Origin of the sequence: Gordonia sp. (in: high G+C Gram-positive bacteria) (genome assembly GCF_052106715.1) — a bacterium.
Lineage (GTDB): Bacteria > Actinomycetota > Actinomycetes > Mycobacteriales > Mycobacteriaceae > Gordonia.
In genome coordinates this window covers 1-16,036 of the sequence record NZ_JBQEDL010000041.1, presented here as the reverse complement: position 1 = coordinate 16,036, position 16,036 = coordinate 1, and the positions used below count along the sequence as shown (strand labels likewise).

Below are 16,036 nucleotides of genomic sequence, written 5' to 3'. Positions count from 1 at the left end.
GTCTCGGCCGACACCGGCTGGGTCCCCGACGTCTGGCGCGAGATGGACACGACGCTGGCCGCAGCACCGCTCAGCGACGGCGCCAAGGCGCTGCTGCTCGGTCGGACCGGCGGACCGGAGTTCCGCCCCTCCGAAGTCGCGCGGCTCGGCTATCTCACCGGGATCATCTCGACCGTCATCCCGTGACCGCTATGGCGTGACCGCTATTCCGTGGTTGGGGTCTCGCCCGGTGCGCTGCCGGTCTCGAGGAGGACCTTGAACGCGTCCTCCTCGAGGATGGGCACGCCCAACTGCTCCGCCTTCGCGGCTTTACTGCCGGGCGAGTCGCCGACGACGACGTAGTCCGTCTTCTTCGACACCGAACCGGAGGCCTTGCCGCCACGCGCGATGATGGCCTCCTTCGCACCGTCCCGACTGAAGTCGACGAGCGACCCGGTCACGACGAGCGTCTTGCCCGACAACGTGCGCTCGATCGACTCGTCGCGCTCGTCAGCCATCGACACCCCGGCGGCTCGCCACTTGGCGACGATGTCGCGATGCCAGTCGACGGTGAACCAGTCGTGGACGCTCTGTGCCCGTGTCGGACCGAGACCGTCGGCATTCGCGAGCTCGTCCAAGGTCGCGTTCTCGATCCGCTCGAGCGAACCGAACTCGGTGGCCAGCGCACGCGACGGGGTCGGGCCGCAGTGACGGATGGACAGCGCGACGAGGACACGCCACAGCGGAACCTGTTTGGCCTTGTCGAGGTTCTCCAAGAACCGTTTACCGTTGGCGGAGAGGGCTCCATCCTTCGTCGTGTATAGGCCGGTCTTTCGGAGATCGTTCTCGGTCAACGAGAACAGGTCACCCTCGTCGGTCAGTACACCGCTGGACAGAAGTGCTTGCGCCCCTTCGTAACCGAGTGCTTCGATGTCGAACGCTCCACGGCCGGCCAGGTAGAACAGGCGTTCACGGAGTTGCCCGGGGCACGTCCGCTGGTTGGGGCACCGAATATCCTTGTCGCCCTCCCTCGCCGGAGCCAGTTCGGTCCCGCACTCGGGGCAGTTCACCGGCATGACGAAAGCCCTTTCGGTGCCGTCTCGGAGGTCAGCGACGGGCCCGAGGACCTCGGGGATGACGTCTCCGGCTTTACGGATCGTGACCGTGTCGCCGATCAGGACGCCTTTGCGCTCCACCTCGAACGGGTTGTGGAGTGTGGCACGGGAAACCGTGGACCCGGCGACGGTCACCGGCTCCATCTGCGCCCACGGCGTGACCCGGCCGGTACGCCCGACGCCGACCATGATGTCAAGCAGTTTGGTCGTGACCTCTTCCGGCGGGTACTTGTACGCGATCGCCCACCGTGGTGCCCGCGACGTGGCTCCGAGACGACGTTGCAGTGCGACGTCGTCGACTTTGACGACGAGACCGTCGATCTCGTGGTCGAGATCGGGTGAGTGCCGGTTCTCCCCCCAGTACGTGACTGCAGCGAGTACGTCGTCGGCGCCGACCGCCTTCCGCGTGTGTTTGGAGACGGGCAGTCCCCAGTCGGCGAGCGCCAGATAGGCGTCGTGCAGGGAGTCTGGTCGCCAGCCGTCGATCCGACCGATACCGTGGCAGATCATCCGAAGGTTACGTTTGGCAGTGACCTGCGGATTCTTCTGGCGGAGCGAACCGGCCGCCGAGTTGCGCGGATTGGCGAACGGCGCCTTTCCGTCTGCGACGAGCGACGCGTTGAGCGCCGCGAAATCCTCGAGACGGAAATAGACTTCGCCGCGGACTTCGAGCAGCTCGGGTACCGGATGGTCGGTCGTCTCAGTGAGCTCGTGCGGCACGCCAACGATGGTCCGCGCGTTGAGCGTGACGTCCTCACCGGTCCGTCCGTCGCCTCGTGTCACGCCTCTCACGAGGACACCGTTCTCGTAGACGAGCGACAAAGCGACACCGTCGATCTTGAGTTCGCAGAGGAACTCGATGCCCCGTTCGGCTTCGGATTCGGTACGCGAGACCCAGGTGCGCATCTCGTCGGCGTCGAAGACGTTGTCGAGCGACATCATCCGTTCCAGGTGGTCGACCGACGTGAAGTCGGTCGAGAACCCCCCGCCGACGAGCTTGGTCGGCGAGTCGGCTACCGCCAGCGCGGGATGTTCGGCCTCAATCGCGAGCAGACGCTGGAACAGTTCGTCGAACTCGCCGTCGGAGATGACCGGCGAGTCTTGCACGTAGTAGCGGAACTGGTGCCCGCGCACTTCGTCGGCGAGCTCGGCCCACAGGCGTGCGGCGTCGTCAGATTCGGTGTCTCGCGTCTGCGGATCAGTCACGCGTTCAGGTTAACGCAGGCCTACGACACCGGTTACCCTGGCGGAATGGGGCACCCGATCATGTTCGACGACGTCGATCCGATCCTCGCGCAGGTCCGCAGTCGAGCTCTCGCGCTCCCCGAAGCGACCGAGAAGATCGCGCACGGTCGGCCGACCTTTAGGTGCGGCAAGATGTTCGCGATGTACGGCGGATCGCGGAAGGGTCAGACGCGGCTACACCTGGACAGCGCACTCCTGTTCATTCCCGACCCCAGTGAACGGGAAGCGCTCGTGCAGGACGGCCGATTCTTCGTGCCCGCATATGTGGGCGCCTACGGCTGGCTCGGCATCGATCTCGCCGACGACCGCGACTGGGACGAAGTCACCGAACTGCTGGACGCGTCGTTCCGGCAGATCGCGCCCAAACGAGCGATTGCGGTCTTGGACGCCTGACGACGCGTCTGCCGACTACCGCCACGGGCTTCGGCTCGCTTCGCTCGTTCAACCAACTACAAGCAACGCGACTCGAGCGTTCCCTGCCGATCGAGCGCTCTTCGGCCAATCGAGCGCTTCTCGGCCAATCGAGCGCTTTTCGGCCGATCGAGCGGAGTCGAGATCCCGGTCTCGACTCCGCTCGACCAGCGAGAAAGGGCTCGACCAGCGAGAAAGGGCTCGACCAGCGAGCAGCGGGGGCTCGACCGGCGGCAGGTCTACAAGGCGTCCGGGTCTTGAGCCAGGAGTTCGGCCGACTCGGCAGCGAGGCGGAGCGCGGACGCGGCCCACTCCGGTGTCGCGTCCGCGAGACCGGAGACCGGAGTCACAACGATGTTCTCGCGCAACACAGTTCGGTCAAGACCGATCTCGTCGATCACGGCGGCCATCCGCTGAGCTGTCTCCTCGGCGCGCGGAAGCACGGGCGGCCGGGACGACGGGACGACGCCTGCCAGCAGGACTCCTCCGCCGTCGAGGTATTCCCCCACCATGTCCTTGTCGGCGTCCGACAGCGAACGGGCGAAGTCGACTGCCACCGAATACGAACTCAACAACGGGTACACCTGCGAATTGGGGCGGGGTCCGGCGTTGAGGATGATCGGGCGTCCGATCACCGACGCCATCTCTTCGAGTCGCTGTGCCACCGCAGACGCGGGCACGGGTCGAATCGTGTCCAACCGGGTCAGGGGCGGCACGGTCCCGTTCACGACGGCGTCGAGGTCGGGCTCGTCCAACTGGACGACGACCCGCGCACCGAGACGGCGCTCCACCTCGAGGACGTGATCGGACAAGCCGTCCGACATCGACGCGACGACGTCCCGAACAGCCCCGTGGTCGCGGAGCATCTTGTGCCCGCCGCGCAATTCGACCTGAGCCGCATAGCTGAACGGGCCGCACGACTGCACTTTGAGCAGGCGGCCGGCGCCGAGCAGCCCCGCGGCCTCCCAGTGCGCCTCCACGGCGTCGAGGTCCCAGGCCAAGAAGTCGCGCGCGCGGCGCATCGCCGAACCGGGGTGCGACGTCGTCCGGTAGACATCGTGCACCATCTCGAACGGCATGTCGATCAGCATGGCGCCTGCCCGCCCGACCGCATCCGCGCCCACTCCGCGACCAGGAAGCTCGGGGACGAACGCGAAGTCCGTCTCACCCGACACGATCCGGACCGCTTCGGCCGGGTCGGTGCCCGGCATGGGTCCCAGTCCAGTCCCCAGTCCCGAGGGAATGCCCTCAGCGCGCGGATTCACCCGGCCGACTCGACGGTGCCTGCGATGCGTCCGCAGCCGAGCACGAGGTCGCCGTTGGTCTCGTCGGCCGAATAGAGAACCGCGGCCTGTCCCCGAGCGACGCCCCGCAACGGGTGACGGAGGTCGATCCGCATCGCCGGACGGCCGTCGACCTCGACCGGCGTGGCGACCGCTGGTGCCAGACCGCCGTGGGCACGGACCTGCACCGTGCACTCGACCGGCCCGTCCGGGGTGACACCACTGGTCCAGATCACCTTGGTCGCCGTCATCGACGACACGTCCAAGTCGGTGGCCGGGCCGACGGTGACCGTCCCCGAGGCCGGGTCGATGCCCGTCACGTAACGGGGTGCGCCGTCGGACGCCGGAGCTTCGACGCCGAGGCCCTTGCGCTGGCCGATCGTGAATCCGTGGACGCCTTCGTGGTCGGCGAGCTTCTCACCGGTCGACGAATCGACGACCGCTCCCGGCCGCACACCGATCCGCGCGCCGAGGAAGGCCCGGGTGTCACCGGACGGGATGAAGCAGATGTCGTGCGAGTCCGGCTTGTTCGCGACGGCGAGGCCACGGCGTTCGGCCTCTTCACGGATCTGCGGCTTCGGGGTGTCGCCGATCGGGAACATCGCGCGCGACAACTGTTCGTGGTCGAGGACCGCCAGGACGTACGACTGGTCCTTGTCCTCATCGACTGCGCGACGCAGTTCACCGTTCACCAGCCGCGCGTAGTGGCCGGTCGCGAGTGCGTCGAAACCGAGTGCCTGAGCGCGTTCGGCGAGTGCCGAGAACTTGATCTTCTCGTTGCACGAGAGGCACGGGTTCGGGGTCTCGCCCGCCGCGTACGACGCGACGAACTCGTCGATGACGTCCTCTTTGAACCGGTCGGCGAAGTCCCACACGTAGAACGGGATGCCCAGAACGTCTGCGGCGCGGCGCGCGTCGTCGGCGTCCTCGCGCGAGCAGCACCCTCTCGAGCCGGTACGCAGCGCGCCGGGCGCCGTCGACAACGCCAGGTGGACGCCGACCACGTCGTGGCCTGACTCCACCGCACGTGCGGCAGCGACGGCAGAGTCGACGCCACCGCTCATCGCGGCAAGAACCCGCATTATCGTCCCCCTCCAGATCGTGCGCCCGGGGCCGACAGCATGCCTGCCGCCCGCGCCCGGTCGATGACCTCGGTGATCACCTGCGCCACCGCGTCCACATCGTCGTCATTGTTGTCGGGTGCCAACGAGAAGCGCAGCGATCCGCGCGCCGTCGTCTTGTCCAGGCCCATCGCCAGCAGGACATGGCTGGCCGCCGCAACACCCGCGGTGCACGCCGAGCCGGTCGAACATTCGATGCCCTTGGCGTCGAGCAGCATGAGGAGCGAATCACCTTCGCAGCCATCGAAGGACACGTGCACGAGTCCCGGCAGCGCAGCGTCGTCGCGTGCGCCCAAGGCTCCGTTGACTCGAACACCGCCCACCGAGGCGAGCACCTCGACCAATCGGTCTCGCAGTCTCGTGACCAGTGCGCTGTCGGCTTCGCGGGCGACCACGGCGTGGCGCAGAGCAGCCGCCATCCCGGCCGCGGACGGAACGTCCTGGGTTCCCGAACGGATATCGCGTTCGTGGCCGCCACCGTGCAGCAGCGGCGTGCACGCGACATCGCGCTTGAGCACGAGCACACCGGCACCCTGCGGTCCGCCGAACTTGTGCGCGGCGACGCTCATCGCCGCCAGACCGCTCGCGGCGAAGTCGACCGGCACATGACCGACGGCGGCGATCGCGTCCGAATGCACGGGGATCCCGTACTCCGCGCCCAGGCGAGCGACGTCGTCGATCGGCTGGACGGTTCCGACTTCGTTGTTGGCCCACATCACGGAGATGACGGCGATCGAGTCGGCCTCGGCGGCGAGCAACTCGCGCAAGGCGTCGACACGCACCATCCCGAACTCGTCCACCGGGAGCACCACGAGTTCGGCGTCCGACTCGTCGACCAGCCATTCGGCGGGGTCGAGTACCGCGTGGTGCTCGACCGCGGAGACCACGACCTTCCGCCTGCGCTCATCCGCGGCGCGACGCGCCCAGTAGATGCCCTTGACCGCGAGATTGTCTGATTCGGTACCGCCTGCGGTGAAGATCACCTCGGACGGACGCGCACCGAGATCCTGTGCGATCGACTCGCGCGCCTCCTCGAGGACGCGGCGCGCCCGACGCCCGGCTCCGTGCAGTGACGACGCATTGCCCGCATGCGCCCACGCCTGCGCCATCGCCTCGATCGCCGCAGGGCCCAACAGGGTCGACGCGGCGTTGTCGAGGTAGACGGATGAGCGGGGTGTGGGCATGACTCGGTCCAGGATAGCCGCGGTGATGACTACTGAAAAATCACCGCACGGTCCCCCCTGGCACACCACCCATCGGCGGCCGCACCGGTCCGCCGACGTCACACCCTCGACGAAGCCGAATCCGAGCGTTCGACCGGCGCGAGGGTCCATTGACGCATCGGATCGATCCCGATGATCTGTTCTTCGCACACCTCGGCGAGCAGACGCCGGTCGGGAACGGGAAGGACCAGATCGAAGACGGTGACCGTCACGGCAAGCTTCCGGGCGGACACGATCCGGGCGAACGTCGTCCCCACGGAATCGTCGCCGATGAAGCCGACGAGCGCCGCGGGCCGGCCGACTTCGGTATAGGTCAGTCGCATCGGCACCACCGGGACGCCTGCATCGACGGCGGCTTGGAAGTAGGCGGGGCGAAAGCGGCCCGATGAACCACCGCACCACGTGGTCCCCTCCGGGAAGACGGCGACGGTGCGTCCGCGATCGAGCACCCCCGCGGCCCTGGCCACTGCCGGGACCAGTCTGCCGAGGTCGCCTCGGACGTGCGGCAGCACGCCGAACAGTTTCGCGACGTATCCGAATCCCGCCATCTGCAGCACTTCACGTTTGGCGACGAACCGCGCGGGCGCGACCGCAGCCATCGCAACGATGTCGAGGAATGAGATGTGATTGGCGACGAGCAGGGCCCCGCGAAGTCTCCGCGACCCGGGCGCCCGCTGATCGTCGATGGTCAGCCGGACACCCATCGACGCCAACACCAGTCGCGAACTGACCCGCCAATAGCTGTGCCGCACACGGCGCCCGAGCAGCAGTGTCGACACGCCGAGCGTCAAGGCGATCACGGTGAACAGGATGAATGCGCTCACTCGGATCCACACCCGCAGCCGTGAGGCGCGTGGCGTCTCCGGTACACAACCGGTGTCACAGGGACTGGTCGGCACCCACTGGTTCATCGCTATCAGTCCGCACTCTTGAGTCGAGCCATCGCACCGCGCAGTCTCTCGACGTACCTGGCCTCGCCTTTGGTCCGGTCCAGGACGGTGAGAAAGTCACCGACGTCGAATACCTCGTCGAACGCAGGCTCGCCGCAGACGCGGGATCCGAGGCGGATGTATCCGCGCAGCAGTGCGGGCAGTCGCGGCTTGTCCGGCGGGTCCAACTCGTCGAGGCTCTTGCCGTCGACCTCGACTCTCACGTGCGCGAACGCCTCCCAGTCGGCGCGGTACTGCTCGCGCGTCAGATCACGGATGCCGCGCAGTTCACGCCCGCGTCCAATCGGCGAGTCGAGGGGCACCGAGACGCAGCCCATCATGTAGCGGTAGTCACCGTCCTCGAGGTATCCGAGCAGCGCTGCCCAGAGCATGGCCGTGACCGACCCGCTGCGGTGCTCGGGCGCGACGACGGCGCGTCCCATCTCGACGGTCTCGCCGCGGATCGGGTCGAGCTGGGCGAGGTCGAACTCGCCCGCCGAGTACCAACCGCCGGCGACGATGGCGCGCGGTGGAGGCAGGACGCGGGCACAGCCGACGAGCGTGTCGCTCGGAAGGTGACGGACCAGTAGGTGTTCGCAGTACTCGTCGAAACGGTCGGCGTCTGTCCCGGACGCCGCGTCGCCGATCGAGTCGGAGTAGCCGGGCTCGTTGTTGAACACGTCGAAACGCAGCCGCTGCGCAGCGTCGACATCGTAGGAGTCCTGGGTGATCGACACTTCGTAGTCCCCACCGGACAGAAGCACTGTGCGCCTTGCCGAACTCATCACTGTCATGCCTGCAGTCAACGAGACGGACCGAACCAGTCGGACACGACGGCGTGACGTGTCCACACACGCGAAGTGAACAGACTGGTACGTCCAAACGCAAAGAGGCCCGGCCGGAGAGTCTCCGGCCGGGCCTCTTGGCGTCGATCAGTGAACGATCACTTGCGCTTCTTGACCGCCTCGGTCAGCTGCGGGGCGACGTTGAACAGGTCGCCGACGATGCCGAAGTCGCTGATCTCGAAGATCGGAGCCTCTTCGTCCTTGTTGATGGCGACGATGGTCTTCGAGGTCTGCATGCCCGCACGGTGCTGGATGGCACCGGAGATACCCAGGGCGATGTACAGCTGGGGCGAGACCGTCTTGCCGGTTTGACCGACCTGGAACTGGCCCGGGTAGTAACCGGAGTCGACAGCCGCACGCGATGCGCCGACAGCCGCACCGAGCGAGTCCGCGAGGTCCTCGATGACACTGAACTTCTCAGCCGATCCGACACCGCGGCCGCCCGAGACGACGATCGTCGCCTCGGTCAGCTCCGGACGGTCGCCGCCGACGTTCGGCTCGAAGCCGGTGATCTTGACGGCGTTCTCGGCCTGCGCCGGAACCTCGACGGTGACGACTTCGCCCGCACCTGCGGCCGGCTCGGCCTCGACGCCACCCGGACGGACCGAGATGACGGGGGTGTCTCCGCCTGCGGTCGCATCGACGGTGAACGCGCCACCGAAGATCGAGTGCAGGCCTGCGCCACCCTCACGAACGTCGATGACGTCGGTCAGCAGACCCGAGCCGAGTCGCACTGCGAGACGACCCGAGACTTCCTTGCCCTCGGCGGTGGCGGCGACGAGCACACCCGCTGCACCGGCCGACTCGGCGAGCGAGGACAGAACGTCGACCTTCGGCGAGACGAGGAAGTTGGCGGCGTCGTCCGACTCCGCGACGTAGATCTTCTCGGCGCCTGCCTCGGCGAGCGCGGCGGTGACGCCCTCGGCGGTGCCGGGCTTACCGACGAGGACAGCCGACGGGGTGCCCAGAGCGCGGGCGGCGGTGATGAGCTCGCTGGTGACCTTCTTCAGTCCACCCTCGGCGTCCTGCTCGACGAGCACGAGTACTTCAGCCATGATTTTCTCCTGAATGTCTTTGGTAGTCGCTGGATCTGGGGAGCGGGATCAGATGATCTTCTGGCCGACCAGGTACTCAGCGACCTTGTCGCCGCCGTCGCCTTCGTCGGTGACGCGCTCACCCGCGGTCTTCGCGGCCTTCGGGGTGACACCGGTGACGGTGCTGCCCGCGTTCGCGAGACCGACGGTGTCGGCTTCGACGCCGATGTCGGCGAGCGACAGGACGGAGACTTCCTTCTTCTTCGCAGCCATGATGCCCTTGAAGGACGGGAAGCGCGGCTCGTTGATCTTCTCGTTGACCGAGACGATCGCGGGGAGCTGAGCCTCGACCTGGAAGATGCCCTCGTCGGTCTCGCGCTCGCCGCGCAGGGTCTCGCCCTCGAGCTCCAGCTTGCGCAGGTGCGTGAGGTGCGGCAGTTCGAGGTACTCGGCGATCATCGCGGGGACGGCTCCGACGCGACCGTCGGTCGCCTCGTTGCCTGCGATGACCATCTCGACACCTTCGACTGTGCCGAGCGCGCTCGCGATCACGTACGCGGTCTGGACCGCGTCCGAGCCGTGCAGCAGGTCGTCCTTGATGTGGATCGCCTTGTCGGCGCCCATCGACAGCGCCTTGCGGATCGCATCGGTCGCGCGGTCGGGGCCGACGGAGAGGACGGTCACCTCGCCTTCGCCCCGCTCCTTGATCTGCAGCGCTTCTTCGACGGCGCGCTCGTTGATCTCGTCGAGCACTGCGTCAGCAGCTTCGCGGTCCAGCGTGTAGTCGCCATCGGCGAGCTTTCGCTCGGACCAGGTGTCGGGAACCTGCTTGATCAGAACGACAATATTCGTCATGGGTCTGCGTCGACCTCCTGCATCGGGTTCGGCAACTTACCGGCCGGTAAGGCCCTGGGTCATGTTTCACTGTAGCGGCTGCGCACCACCCTGCAGAACGTGGCGTCTCTCATACCCCGGTGAACGGCGCGATGCGAGGGAGCCGAACCTGTTCCACTACCCTCGTGAAAATGAGTGAACCGCAGGCCGCCGATCAGCTCGCTCTCACCGGCGAACGAACCGTCCCGGGAATCCCCGCCGAGAACTATTGGTTCCGGCGCCACGAGGTGGCCTACGACTACATACTACGACGCTGCGCAGGCCGCGACATCCTCGAAGCCGGCTCCGGCGAGGGCTACGGCGCGTCGATGATCGCACAGTCCGCCCGCTCAGTGACCTGCGTCGACTACGACGAGCAGGCCGTCGCCCACACACGTCGAACGTACCCCGAACTCGTTGTGCACCAGGGAAATCTGATCGATCTCCCGGTGGATGACAACTCCGTCGACACCATCGTGAACTTTCAGGTCATCGAGCATCTCTGGGACCAGAGCGAGTTCGTCCGCGAATGCCACCGAGTGCTGCGCGGCGGCGGTGAACTGTTCATGAGCACCCCGAACCGGATCACCTTCTCCCCTGGCCGCGACACCCCACTCAATCCGTTCCACACACGCGAGCTGTCGGCGAGTGAGCTCACCGAACTGCTGTCGGACGACGGCTTCGACATCGTGGCCATGCTCGGCGTGCACCACGGTGATCGCCTGCGAGAACTGGACGCCAAGTGGGGCGGGTCGATCATCGACGCGCAGATCGGCCGTGCGATCGCAGGCGAGCCCTGGCCGGAGGAACTCGTCGATGACGTCGCAGGCATCACGATCGACGACTTCGACATCCACCGTTCCACCGATGCCGACATCGACGCCAGTCTCGATCTGCTGGCCGTCGCAGCCCGCTACTGAGCGTGCAGACGACGACTACTGACACGATGACCGACCGCGTTCCCGGCCAGTTCACCCTCGTCCTCCACTCACACCTTCCGTGGCTGCCGAACCACGGACGGTGGCCGGTCGGCGAGGAATGGCTCTACCAGTCATGGGCCGACAGCTACCTCCCGGTGTTCGGGGTGCTCCGTCGTCTCGCCGATGACGGGTTCACCGATCAGCTCTCTCTCGGCGTCACCCCCGTGCTCGCCGCGCAACTCGACGACCCGTACGCAGCGGCCTCGATGTACGAGTGGCTCGCCGACTGGCAGCTACGAGCGATGGAGGCCGCCGGCTCACGCGATCGAGACCGCGCCGACACCGGGACACGCGAGTTCCGTGCCGCAGCGGCCGCGCTCGCCGACTTCGAGACGCAGTGGCGGCACGGCGGGAGTCCGCAGATCCGCCCGCTCGTCTCCTCCGGCGTCATCGAACTCCTCGGCGGCCCCCTCGCCCACCCGTTCGCGCCTCTCCTCGACCCGCGGCTGCGACGTCTGTCGCTCCGTGAAGGTCTCGCAGACGCGCGTCTGCGCGTGGGAACCACGCCGTCGGGCATCTGGGCGCCCGAATGCGCGTACGCGCCGGGCATGGAGCACGAGTACGCCGCGGCCGGCGTCCGCCACTTCATGGTCGACGGGCCGACCCTGCACGGCGACACCGCACTCGGACGTCCCGTCGGCGACAGCGACGTCGTCGCGTTCGGTCGCGATCTGACGGTCAGCTACCGGGTGTGGTCGCCCAAGTCGGGCTACCCCGGGCACGCCGATTACCGTGACTTCCACACCTACGATCACGAGACCGGCTTCAAATCGGTGCGCGTGACCGGCAAGACTGTGCCTGCCGAGGCGAAGAAGCCATACGATCCGGAACGCGTCGACGCGGCGATCGACAAGCACGTCGACGACTTTGTTGACGCGGTCCGCGAGCGGCTGATCTCCGAGTCCGAGCGCATCGGCCGCCCGGCTCTCGTCGTGGCCGCGTTCGACACTGAACTCTACGGACACTGGTGGCACGAGGGGCCGATCTGGCTCGAGCGAGTGCTGCGTCGACTCCCCGACGCCGGGATCACCGTCGGGACCCTCGACACGGCCCGACGCAACGGCTACGTCGGTGAACCAGTGGAACTGAACGAGTCGTCGTGGGGCTCGGGCAAGGACTGGCGGGTCTGGGAAGGGCCGCAGGTGCAGCACCTGGTCCAGTTGAACGCCGAGGTCACCGATACCGCCCTCGACAGCCTCGACAAGCGACCATCGCGCGCACCGACCCGCGACCAGGTGTCCGATCAGATCCTTCGCGAGACCCTGATGACCGTCCAGTCGGACTGGCCGTTCATGGTGTCCAAGGATACCGCGGCCGGATACGCCCAGGACCGCGCCTACAAGCATGCACATGCGACCCGTGAGATCTGCGCAGCGTCGGATGCCGGTCGCGACGACCAGGCGCTTCGCCTCGCCCGCGGCTGGCGGAACGCTGACAACCTGTTCGGCGCTCTCGACGCCCGACGTCTGGAGGAGCGGTGAGCACACAGTCGAGCGACACACAGGAGCACGCCGCACCGGTGAAGGTCCTCATGGTCTCGTGGGAGTACCCGCCCGTGGTCGTCGGTGGTCTCGGCAGGCATGTCCATCATCTGGCCGAGGCGCTCGCGGACCTCGGGGTGGACGTGACAGTGCTCACGCGCCAGCCGTCGGGCACCGATGCGTCCACACATCCGACGACGGACACGGTGGTGAACGGCGTTCGGGTGATCGCAGTGGCCGAGGATCCGCCGGAGTTCGACTTCGGCGTCGACATGATGGCGTGGACGCTCGCGATGGGACACGGCTTCATCCGCGCGGGCCTGCGACTTCTCGGCCAGGGCTGGACCCCGGACGTCGTCCACGCCCACGACTGGCTGGTGGCGCACCCCTCGGTCGCGCTCGCCGAGGTCTTCAATGTCCCGCTCGTGGCGACGCTGCACGCCACGGAGGCCGGCCGGCACAGCGGGTGGGTGGCCGGCCACGTCAACCGCCAGGTGCACTCGGTCGAAGCGTGGCTGGCACGCGACGCTGACTCGCTGATCACCTGTTCCGCGTCCATGAGCGACGAGGTCACCCAGTTGTTCGGCCCCGACCTCGCTCCAATCACCGTGATCCACAACGGAATCGACGTGGACGCGTGGTCGTTCGCGGCCCGTGCCGAACGCACTGGACCGGCAGAACTGCTGTTCGCCGGCCGACTCGAATACGAGAAGGGCGTGCAGGACCTACTCGCCGCGATGCCGGTGATCCGGCGCACCCACCCGGGCACCACGCTGACCGTGGCGGGCGAAGGCACCCAGATCACGTGGCTCAAAGAGTTAGCGCTCACCCACGGTGTGGCAGCGGCAGTCGACTTCGCCGGACGCCGCGACCACCACGACCTCGTCGCCCTCATGCATCGATGCGACGCGATCGTGCTGCCCAGCCGATACGAGCCGTTCGGGATCGTCGCCCTCGAGGCCGCGGCGACCGGCATACCGCTGGTCACGTCGACTGTCGGCGGGCTCGGCGAGGCCGTCACCGACGGCGAGACCGGCCGGAGTTTCGCACCGTTCGATCCGGCGGGCCTCGCCGAGGCCGTCTGCGACGTCCTCGACCACCCGCAGGTCGCTGCGGTCCGCGCCCGCCGCGCCGTGGAGCGGCTCACCGAGGAGTTCACGTGGCGGGTCGTCGCGCAGCGAACCGCTGCGGTCTACCGGGCCGCGCGCATTCGGCCGAGTGCGCCGCGTCCGCGTCCCGAGATCCCGCTGCGACCGATGCCAGACCGCGACCCGAACGTCAACGCGTAGTCACGCGACTCCGCGGACGCGGGAACGTTTACGTCCCACTCCGCGCCGAGGAGGTGGCGACCGAGATCGCTTAGATTCGGTCAATTCGGCCACAGTTCATGGAAATCACCTGTTCAGACGACAGACTGTTCTGTGCCAACGCGAAACGTTTCCGCTGATCCGGGCGAACATCTGAAAGAGATCAGCACCACACCCCTGTGGATGTGATCTATCCATCACAGGAGGTTTCAGATGAATCGCAAGACCAAAGGCGCGCTCGCAGTCGGTGCGGGCGCCATCATCCTGCTCGGGGGCGCGGGCTCGTTCGCGCTGTGGAGCGACACGGAGGCCATCGCAGGCGGCGACATCAAGGCCGGCCAGTTCGGCCTCAACTGCGGCACCGGCGGCGCCTGGACTGACGACAGTCCCACGACGAACGGCGTCACCGTCGTCAACCCGGCGACCGACCTAATGGCTCCGGGCGACATCTGGGAGTACGCGGGCAACTGCACGGTCACAGCGACCGGCAAGAACATGGAGGCGACGCTCGGCGTCGACCTCGGCTCCAACACCGTGCCGTCGGACAACTTCACGGTGACCACCTCGGTCGATGGACAGAACACCACCACGACACCGATCTCCGTATCGAATGGTGACAGTCTGGCGGTGACGGTCCGCGTCAACTTCCTCGAAAGCACGCCGAACCTCGAAGACGTCGGCGCCACCATCTCCGTCTCCGGGATGAACGTGACTCTCAATCAAGTCCGTCCGTCCTGACCTGACCAGAACGAAACCGACGACGACACCCGATGAACAGACCGAACGTCCTGCTGGCCGCCGCAGGGGTTCTGGTGGCTGTGCTGATCTTCGGATCGGTGCAGACCACCGGTGCCCTGTGGCGCGACCAGACGGACATGGGCTCGGACACCACGGTCCACACCGGATCGCTGAGCCTGCGCCCGGGAAGTGGATCGGGGTCGTCGTTCGAATTCGCCGCTCTGAGCGGTCAGAATCTTGCTCCGGGAGACGCGAGGCAAGCCGAACTCGTCATCTCCAACGCCGGCACGACACCGCTCGAGTTCGCGCTGGCCACAGCCGGACCGACGGTCGAGGGCACCGGAGTGGTGAAGGTTCGCCTCTCCGGCGCGCGTGGGTCGTGCCCCGCTACCGCGGCGACTGACCTGTCGGGGGCCTTCGTCGCTGATGACACGACCGCCGTGACTCACTCGTTCAACTCGCCGCCGCCGCAACGGCTGAATCCCGCCGAGTCGACGACATGGTGCATCCGCGCCAAGCTCGTCGCGATCTCCGACGCACCGTCCGCGACGTTCCGCATCAGGTTCAACTTCGACGCAGATCAGGTGCGTCCATGACTGAACACCCGACTACCAGCGCAGCACCGCGTTCGGTCCTCCACCATGTGTGGCAGGCCGTGTCGTGGCTACTGTTGGCCGCAGCGTTCGCGATCCTCTTCGCCGCGATCGTCGTCCCGAAGGTCACGGGCGGCCAGCCGTACACGGTGTTGACCGGATCCATGCGGCCGGACTACCCGCCAGGCTCGTTGATCGTCGTCAAACCACAGCCTGCCGACACCCTCAAGGTCGGCGACGTCATCACCTACCAGATCCGATCGGGCGACCCCGAAGTCGTCACCCACCGCATCGTCGAAGTGACCCGCGGCGACGACGGCGACCTTCGGTTCGTCACTCAAGGGGACGCGAACAACGTCGTCGACGAGCCGCCAGTGCGTGAAGTCCAAGTGCGCGGCCGACTCTGGTACTCAATCCCCTACCTCGGCTACGTCAACACGTGGTTCACCGGTAACCGGCGAACTGTGGTCGTGTTCGTGATCGCCGGGGCGCTGTTCGTCTATGGCGCCTGGCAGTTCTACAAGGGATTCAGCGAAGACGACGAATCGCCGGACGGCGATGACCCCGCACCTGACGAGACCCCTACCGGACGTATTCCGCTCGCCACCGCAACCACCACGACAACGACCGAGGAGGCCCGGTGAGGCGACCCAGACTCGCGTACAGCCTCTCGCGTCGCGTCCGCGCCGTACTCGCGTGCGGCGTACTGCTGGGCACCGGCACCATCGGCACGACGGCCCTGTGGTCGACGAGTGCAGCGACTGTGTCAGGACAATTCACTACGGCTGCCCTTGAGATCAAGGCCAATGGCGTCAAGGAATACACGTTCGCGTTCTCCGGCCCGGTGTATCCCGGCTACACCACCACGCCCGCCGTGAT

15 protein-coding genes and 2 pseudogenes are annotated in these 16,036 nt (G+C 67.0%); 9 read left to right on the top strand and 8 right to left on the bottom strand.

Going from position 1 to position 16,036, the window contains the following annotated elements; genetic code table 11:
• A pseudogene (locus tag ACTIMF_RS16575) lies at positions 1-186 on the top strand (amino acid-binding protein); the annotation flags it as partial.
• 17 nt (positions 187-203) lie between these two features.
• Here the strand turns inward: ACTIMF_RS16575 and ligA are convergent.
• Complete coding sequence (gene ligA / locus ACTIMF_RS16570; protein WP_442351385.1) at positions 204-2,300, bottom strand: NAD-dependent DNA ligase LigA; 2,097 nt, start codon at positions 2,298-2,300, stop codon at positions 204-206.
• Between the two features lie 45 nt (positions 2,301-2,345).
• On the opposite strand from ligA, the gene ACTIMF_RS16565 reads away from it, so the two are divergent.
• The gene (locus tag ACTIMF_RS16565; RefSeq protein ID WP_442351384.1) at positions 2,346-2,732 is read left to right on the top strand and encodes an MmcQ/YjbR family DNA-binding protein; all 387 of its coding nucleotides are present in this window, start codon (positions 2,346-2,348) and stop codon (positions 2,730-2,732) included.
• 257 nt (positions 2,733-2,989) lie between these two features.
• Here the strand turns inward: ACTIMF_RS16565 and ACTIMF_RS16560 are convergent, their stop codons facing one another.
• The 7 genes from ACTIMF_RS16560 to ACTIMF_RS16530 all read right to left on the bottom strand — a co-directional run bounded on the left by ACTIMF_RS16560 (position 2,990) and on the right by ACTIMF_RS16530 (position 10,040).
• Positions 2,990-4,015, bottom strand: coding sequence for a vitamin-B12 independent methionine synthase (locus ACTIMF_RS16560; protein WP_442351383.1), 1,026 nt, complete (start codon positions 4,013-4,015; stop codon positions 2,990-2,992).
• A complete protein-coding gene (gene mnmA, locus ACTIMF_RS16555; RefSeq protein ID WP_442351382.1) occupies positions 4,012-5,115 on the bottom strand; it encodes a tRNA 2-thiouridine(34) synthase MnmA in 1,104 nt (367 codons plus the stop codon). The genes ACTIMF_RS16560 and mnmA overlap by 4 nt, the downstream gene beginning before the upstream one ends.
• Positions 5,115-6,338, bottom strand: coding sequence for a cysteine desulfurase family protein (locus ACTIMF_RS16550; RefSeq protein WP_442351381.1), 1,224 nt, complete (start codon positions 6,336-6,338; stop codon positions 5,115-5,117). Before ACTIMF_RS16550 ends, mnmA begins: the two co-directional genes overlap by 1 nt.
• A 98-nt stretch (positions 6,339-6,436) precedes the next feature.
• Positions 6,437-7,201 carry a lysophospholipid acyltransferase family protein gene (locus ACTIMF_RS16545; protein ID WP_442351380.1) on the bottom strand — a complete coding sequence of 255 codons (765 nt, stop codon included), beginning with the start codon at positions 7,199-7,201 and terminating at the stop codon, positions 6,437-6,439.
• Between the two features lie 92 nt (positions 7,202-7,293).
• A complete protein-coding gene (locus ACTIMF_RS16540) occupies positions 7,294-8,100 on the bottom strand; it encodes a GNAT family N-acetyltransferase (protein WP_442351379.1) in 807 nt (268 codons plus the stop codon).
• A gap of 149 nt (positions 8,101-8,249) precedes the next feature.
• Positions 8,250-9,206: an electron transfer flavoprotein subunit alpha/FixB family protein gene (locus tag ACTIMF_RS16535; RefSeq protein ID WP_442351378.1), complete on the bottom strand. Its 957-nt coding sequence runs from the start codon at positions 9,204-9,206 to the stop codon at positions 8,250-8,252.
• Positions 9,207-9,254: 48 nt separating this feature from the next.
• Positions 9,255-10,040 carry an electron transfer flavoprotein subunit beta/FixA family protein gene (locus ACTIMF_RS16530; protein WP_442351377.1) on the bottom strand — a complete coding sequence of 262 codons (786 nt, stop codon included), beginning with the start codon at positions 10,038-10,040 and terminating at the stop codon, positions 9,255-9,257.
• A 170-nt stretch (positions 10,041-10,210) separates the two neighbouring features.
• Here ACTIMF_RS16530 and ACTIMF_RS16525 point away from each other — a divergent pair, with 170 nt between their 5' ends.
• From ACTIMF_RS16525 to ACTIMF_RS16495, 7 genes and pseudogenes are all read left to right on the top strand, one after another.
• Positions 10,211-10,978: a class I SAM-dependent methyltransferase gene (locus tag ACTIMF_RS16525; RefSeq protein WP_442351376.1), complete on the top strand. Its 768-nt coding sequence runs from the start codon at positions 10,211-10,213 to the stop codon at positions 10,976-10,978.
• A gap of 26 nt (positions 10,979-11,004) precedes the next feature.
• The gene (locus tag ACTIMF_RS16520; protein ID WP_442351375.1) at positions 11,005-12,519 is read left to right on the top strand and encodes a 1,4-alpha-glucan branching protein domain-containing protein; all 1,515 of its coding nucleotides are present in this window, start codon (positions 11,005-11,007) and stop codon (positions 12,517-12,519) included.
• Between the two features lie 38 nt (positions 12,520-12,557).
• On the top strand, positions 12,558-13,808 hold the full coding sequence (locus ACTIMF_RS16515) for a glycosyltransferase family 4 protein (RefSeq protein WP_442351398.1): 1,251 nt from the start codon (positions 12,558-12,560) through the stop codon (positions 13,806-13,808).
• Positions 13,809-14,039: 231 nt separating this feature from the next.
• Positions 14,040-14,564 carry an alternate-type signal peptide domain-containing protein gene (locus ACTIMF_RS16510; RefSeq protein WP_442351374.1) on the top strand — a complete coding sequence of 175 codons (525 nt, stop codon included), beginning with the start codon at positions 14,040-14,042 and terminating at the stop codon, positions 14,562-14,564.
• A 32-nt stretch (positions 14,565-14,596) separates the two neighbouring features.
• Positions 14,597-15,160, top strand: coding sequence for a hypothetical protein (locus ACTIMF_RS16505; RefSeq protein WP_442351373.1), 564 nt, complete (start codon positions 14,597-14,599; stop codon positions 15,158-15,160).
• Entirely contained in the window at positions 15,157-15,801 is a 645-nt protein-coding gene (locus ACTIMF_RS16500; protein ID WP_442351372.1) for a signal peptidase I, read from the top strand. The genes ACTIMF_RS16505 and ACTIMF_RS16500 overlap by 4 nt, the downstream gene beginning before the upstream one ends.
• A pseudogene (locus ACTIMF_RS16495) lies at positions 15,798-16,036 on the top strand (hypothetical protein); the annotation flags it as partial. The gene ACTIMF_RS16500 and the pseudogene ACTIMF_RS16495, both read left to right, overlap by 4 nt.